At 48.8% G+C, this 5,530-nt stretch carries 6 protein-coding genes; all 6 read left to right on the top strand.

What is annotated here, in order from left to right:
• The first annotated feature begins 92 nt into the window (after nucleotides 1-92).
• The 6 genes from FS806_RS24790 (at nucleotide 93) to FS806_RS24815 (ending at nucleotide 5,252) form a co-directional block, all read left to right on the top strand.
• Nucleotides 93-1,529 carry an ATP-binding protein gene (locus FS806_RS24790; protein ID WP_144941989.1) on the top strand — a complete coding sequence of 479 codons (1,437 nt, stop codon included), beginning with the start codon at nucleotides 93-95 and terminating at the stop codon, nucleotides 1,527-1,529.
• 209 nt (nucleotides 1,530-1,738) lie between these two features.
• Nucleotides 1,739-3,496 carry a DNA polymerase III subunit gamma/tau gene (gene dnaX / locus FS806_RS24795; protein WP_144941991.1) on the top strand — a complete coding sequence of 586 codons (1,758 nt, stop codon included), beginning with the start codon at nucleotides 1,739-1,741 and terminating at the stop codon, nucleotides 3,494-3,496.
• 13 nt (nucleotides 3,497-3,509) lie between these two features.
• Nucleotides 3,510-3,821, top strand: coding sequence for a YbaB/EbfC family nucleoid-associated protein (locus FS806_RS24800; protein WP_144941993.1), 312 nt, complete (start codon nucleotides 3,510-3,512; stop codon nucleotides 3,819-3,821).
• Nucleotides 3,822-3,855: 34 nt separating this feature from the next.
• Nucleotides 3,856-4,455 carry a recombination mediator RecR gene (gene recR, locus FS806_RS24805; protein WP_144941995.1) on the top strand — a complete coding sequence of 200 codons (600 nt, stop codon included), beginning with the start codon at nucleotides 3,856-3,858 and terminating at the stop codon, nucleotides 4,453-4,455.
• A 267-nt stretch (nucleotides 4,456-4,722) separates the two neighbouring features.
• Complete coding sequence (locus tag FS806_RS24810; RefSeq protein ID WP_144941997.1) at nucleotides 4,723-4,989, top strand: DUF2508 family protein; 267 nt, start codon at nucleotides 4,723-4,725, stop codon at nucleotides 4,987-4,989.
• Nucleotides 4,986-5,252, top strand: a complete 267-nt coding sequence (locus FS806_RS24815) for a pro-sigmaK processing inhibitor BofA family protein (protein ID WP_144941999.1) — start codon at nucleotides 4,986-4,988, stop codon at nucleotides 5,250-5,252. Before FS806_RS24810 ends, FS806_RS24815 begins: the two co-directional genes overlap by 4 nt.
• Nucleotides 5,253-5,530: the final 278 nt, after the last annotated feature.

Consider the following 5,530-nt stretch of genomic DNA (forward strand, 5'->3'; position numbering starts at 1 on the left):
TTACTCTTACGCTACGACTTTAGTCGTCGACATTTATGTCTAAATCCACCTGCTTTGAGCAGGTGGTAGTTTAAGGAATAGGGGGGAAGCAGTTGTCCTCTTTAAGTAAAGGCCGTTCTCCGCTCACAATCGAACATGTGGATGCCTACATTCAGGCTTTCTCGTCACAGTGTGTTATTGTTGTGGACGGCGAGGGATTGATCGCCGACTGCAGCGCCGCTCTTCTCCAAGAAGCAGGTTATACACTGCAGGAGCTTAAAGGGATGTCGCTTCAGCAATTGGGGATTGAGTCATCCTTTAGCATTCTGCAGCATCAATATTTGGAAGCGGTATCCCAGAGCAGTTTAAATCCAATCATCCGTCTGCGGAATTGTCAGGGGGATGTGATGAACAGGCGGTATGCGATTGTCTCATTACAAACTCTGGATGGAAGACCCTATTTTTCCATACACATGGACCGGGTCTGTACGGAGGAGGAGCTTTCCTTGCTTCAGAAATTTGCCGGAACGTTTATGAAGGATATTAATTTAGGGGTCATCCTGATTGATGTCCAATTCCGTATCGTGGATATTAGCGATATGGCCTGTCGGGTATTAGGGTTACATAGAGAAAAAGTTGTCAACAAACCGGTTACAGAGGTTTTTAATGCCGTCCCCTCTCATCACCAACTGATTCAGCCAGCCATATTAAATGGGGTCGTGGTGAGAAATCATGCCGTTTCCTGGACGAATAACGAGGATCGCTATGAGCTGCTGCTCGATTCCAATGTGCTTAAGGATGAGGCCGGGAGAACGGTGGGCGCCTATGTTATTTTTAAGGATGTAACGAATCTGCGGTCTTTGGAACAACAGGTGCAGAGAAGCGACCGGTTGGCGATGATCGGCCAGATTGCAGCGGGAACCGCACATGAAATCCGGAATCCGTTAACATCCATTAAAGGTTTCATGCAGGTGCTCAAGAATACCTTTATAGAGAAGGGCATGGTTAAGGAACAGGAATATACCGACATCATGCTAACCGAAATCAACCGGATTAACGAGCTGGTTAGTGAATTCCTACTGCTCAGCAAGCCTAAGAACGTATCCTATCATAAGGTGGATATCAAGCTGGTTATGCGCGAAATCTTGCCGATAATCAGTAATGAGGCATTGCTTCATGGGGTAAGCGTACAATATGATGCCATTCCCGGCCTGCCTAAAGTGATTGCCGACAGCGAGCTGCTGAAGCAGGTTTTCCTCAATCTGTGCAAGAACGGGATCGAAGCAATGGCGGACGGAGGAATACTCACCATAACGGAGAAGGTCGATTATGAGGAGTTGATGGTTCATATTGAAATTCATGATACCGGACCCGGAATCCCCAATTTTGTCATCGATAAAATTTTCGATCCCTTCTTTACCACCAAGGAAAACGGGACCGGTCTCGGACTGTCCGTCTGTCAGCGCATCATTCACGACATCGGTGGAACGATACGCGTCGCTTCGAAGGGCTATGGCACGACGTTCAGTGTAAGCATTCCCTTTCCATAGAACAGCCTGCCGTTTGGAGAGGCTGTTTTTGTGTTTCCCCGCCATTTTTATAATTCGCCTCTGTTGAACTGCCAGGCTAAATCCATCCCGTTTCGCTTCCCATATTCAAGCAATCCGGACCAATTCATTGATCGCGCTTCAATGAGGACTGACAGTATTGTATAATAAAGAAAATAATTCTATGCAAGGAATTATTGGAGAGGTTTTATATGAAACAGCATATTGCGCTATACCGTACGTGGCGGCCTCAATTTTTCAGAGATGTCGTCGGACAACAGCATATTGTAAAAACCTTGCAAAACTCTCTCAGAGAAAACCGTTTGACCCATGCATATTTGTTCAATGGGCCACGCGGAACAGGGAAAACCAGTGCGGCCAAAATATTAGCCAAAGCGGTTAATTGCCAGCACGGCCCTGCCGAAGAGCCTTGTAACGAATGTGATACTTGCCGGCGGATTACAGAAGGTGCCGTCATGGACGTGGTCGAGATTGACGCGGCCTCTAACCGCGGTGTGGAAGAAATCCGCGATATACGCGATAAGGTCAAGTTCGCCCCGACAGAGGTTCGGCAGAAGGTTTATATCATCGACGAGGTTCACATGCTGACCACCGAAGCGTTCAATGCCTTATTGAAGACATTGGAGGAGCCTCCGGGGCAAGTCATGTTCATTCTGGCCACAACAGAGCCGCATAAAATCCCGGCCACCATTATTTCCCGCTGTCAACGATTTGACTTCCGCAGGGTGTCTCTGGATGAACAGATCTCCAGACTGGATTATATCTGCCGGCAAGAAGGCGTTGATATAGAACAGGAGGCGCTTCAGTACATTGCGCGGCTGTCCCAGGGCGGGATGCGTGACGCCGTCAGCCTCCTGGACCAGATTTCCTCCTTCTCGGGCGGCAAGGTCACTTACGAGGATATAGTGGCTATGACCGGTGGAGTAGCGGCCGATCAATTTAAGAAACTATCCGGGTTGATTCGGGAACGGCGCATCGGGGAAGCTCTGCAATTAGTGGAGCAATTTCTGCAGGCAGGCAAGAGTCCGGATAAATGCGTGGAGAGTCTGATGCATTATTTCCGGGATCTGCTTCTGATCAAGATGGTTCCCGATTCGTTAGCCTCCACCGAGCGGATTCTGGATCCCGCCGGCTTCGCTGAGACGGCTGCTTCCTTCAGCCGTGAGGAATTGTTCGAATCGATCGAGGTTCTCAACCGCTATCACGGGGAGATGAAGTATTCTTCGCAGCCTCAGATATTATTTGAAATTGCGGTTATGAAGCTGTGCCATTTGCAAGGCCAAGAAGCCCCGTCACCGCAAGCCTCTCCGTCGTCTCCCGTCTCGGCCGGACAAGGAGAAGACTGGGCCGTCCTTAAACGGAAGGTGGAGCAGCTGGAACAGACGCTCTCCAGGCTAATGGCCTCTTCCCCGGCGCCGGCTTCCGGCCAGGTGACAACACCGGAGCCGGCATCCAGGGGGCCGGCCGGTCAGTTCGGAGCCCGGAGAAGCGGCCCTTTCATTCGCAAGCCGTCTGTAAACCTGGAGGCATTCATTCGCGACCAGGAGTCTCCGCTGTTTAAACAGGCCTTGTCCAAATGGAGCCAGATATTGGCACTGGTTAAGGAAATGAAGATAACGGTGCATGCCTGGCTTGTGGACGGCGAGCCTGTGTCACTATCCAATGATCAACTGCTTCTCGCATTCAAAAGCGCCATGCATCGGGAGACTACGGAGAAGCCTGCAAACAAGCAGCTTATCGAGCAGGCGATACAGCAGGTTCTGGGTCATCCGCTCCAGCTTGTTGCCGTTATGAACCAGGAATGGAAGGATGCGTTGGCGGAAGAACCGGAAGCTGTCGAAGAGATGAAGCTTGAGCCGGATAAGGAGCAGCAGGGCAGTAAATCTCCCTGGGTCGATGAAGCGATCCAATTATTCGGAGAAGATTTGGTGAAAATAAAAAAAGATTAAGGAGTAGGTAAGCATGAACAATATGAATCAAATGATGAAGCAGGTTAAGAAAATGCAGGAGCAGATGCTGAAGGCGCAGGAAGAACTGGCCAATAAAACGGTGGAAGGAACTGCAGGGGGCGGCGTGGTCACCGTTACCGCTAACGGACAGAAGAAAATCGTCAATATTGCCATTAAGCCGGAAGCTGTCGATCCCGACGATGTGGAAATGCTGCAGGATCTCGTGCTGACAGCCGTGAATGACGCTTTGAACCAAGCGGAAGAGCTGGCCAACAAGGACATGGGCAAGTTTACTGCCGGATTAAAAATCCCGGGTCTGTTCTAATAGCGAACGAGACTGGATAAAAGGAGATAGCCTCTTGTACTACCCCGAACCATTGGCCAAATTAATCGATTCCTTTTCCAAGCTTCCGGGCATAGGGCCCAAGACGGCGAGTCGTCTAGCTTTTCATGTTCTTCAGATGAAGGAAGATGAAGCGATCGATTTTGCCAAGGCGCTCGTCAATGTCAAAAGAAATCTCCATTATTGTTCGGTTTGCTGCAATATTACAGATACGGACCCATGCCGGATTTGTCAGGATAAGAGCCGGGATTACTCCATTATCTGTGTCGTGCAGGAACCGAAAGATCTGGTGGCTATGGAGAGGACTAAGGAATTTAACGGTTTCTACCACGTGCTTCACGGTGCTATTTCTCCCATGGAAGGCATTGGCCCGGATGAAATCCGCATAACAGAGCTGGTCAAGAGACTGAGCGATGAACGCGTTCAGGAAATGATCCTTGCCACCAACCCGAATATAGAGGGAGAGGCGACGGCAATGTATTTATCCCGTCTGGTGAAGCCTTTCGGCATTCGTGTCACACGTATTGCACACGGATTGCCGGTGGGCGGAGACTTGGAGTATGCCGACGAGGTAACTTTGACCAAAGCGCTTGAAGGAAGAAGAGAGCTTTCCTAAGCGGAGCTGACCCCGAATAGGCCGGATACCGCCGGGAATGATCTCTGCAAATAGGATGTACAAATAAGACGGCGGCTAATCTGACATTGGATGGCAAGCCAATTTACCTGCGGGACAAAGGGTCCCGCAGTTTTTTTATGAGCAGTTTTTCTGCCGGTGCAGAGATGGACGGATGACAAGGGATTGATTTTGGAGGAAACCGTTCTAAAAGCCTACGTGAACACCATATTCATTATTAAGGACTAACTCTCGGCGAGGGGTGGAATAATGAAGTGGTTTCTGAATTGGAGGAGAAATAAGGAAACGGCCGCGTCGATCAAGGACAAGCTGGCTCTTCTGGAGGAAATACGCCAATCACAACTGGAGTGGAGAAATGCCCAGCATCGGCTGGAATGGGTCGTCGGTCAGGATGAAGTCGATTGCGCTATATATGATTTGGTGGCAGCAGAAAAAAAGTATGAGATGCTTCTCAGACTGGCGAAACAGCAGCAATGGAATCAAGGTTTTGTCAATTATGAGAGGGAGGTGATATGATGCAGCTCTTGCTGTGGGGTGTATTTATTTTTTCACTATCCTTTCTGCTATTTGTTCTTATAAAAAATAGATCATCCATTCAATGGCTTGCCCGTTTGGGGATTCATATTGTCATTGCCGGCGTGCTGCTGTATGCAGTGAACTGGATTGGCGGATATTATGGATTCAGGCTTCCGATAAACCCCGCCACTATTGCGGCTGTCACTTTTCTTGGCATTCCCGGTATAGGGATGCTGGCGGCTATAAAGCTAGTTTTGCTATAAGCTCGGGTCTAATAGGTTTGCTTTCGATAATTTTGTTACGGACATAGTCCATGGTAGATATTCAGAAAATCAGGTTGAAATAGCATTTTGTTCGTCTCAAAAATATTAAATAAAAAAACAGTTGACTTTATATTAGGGGACGTGCTATATTATAAAAGTCGCGCTTGAGAGATGCGGCAATAGCCGAGAGGCTGCTAGATTCAGCATTGCCCTTTGAAAACTGAACAACGAGTGAATGAATGAAGCCAGTGCGTATACGGTTTTCGGACCGTATCCAC

Source organism: Paenibacillus sp. 32O-W, assembly GCF_007679495.1.
GTDB lineage: Bacteria > Bacillota > Bacilli > Paenibacillales > NBRC-103111 > Paenibacillus_L > Paenibacillus_L residui.

What these genes read in the sequence shown, in the direction of transcription:
- FS806_RS24800 (WP_144941993.1), top strand. Translation starts at nt 3,510, where the DNA reads ATGAACAATATGAATCAAATGATGAAGCAGGTTAAGAAAATGCAGGAG.
- dnaX (WP_144941991.1), top strand. Translation starts at nt 1,739, where the DNA reads ATGAAACAGCATATTGCGCTATACCGTACGTGGCGGCCTCAATTTTTC.
- FS806_RS24815 (WP_144941999.1), top strand. Translation starts at nt 4,986, where the DNA reads ATGATGCAGCTCTTGCTGTGGGGTGTATTTATTTTTTCACTATCCTTT.
- FS806_RS24810 (WP_144941997.1), top strand. Translation starts at nt 4,723, where the DNA reads ATGAAGTGGTTTCTGAATTGGAGGAGAAATAAGGAAACGGCCGCGTCG.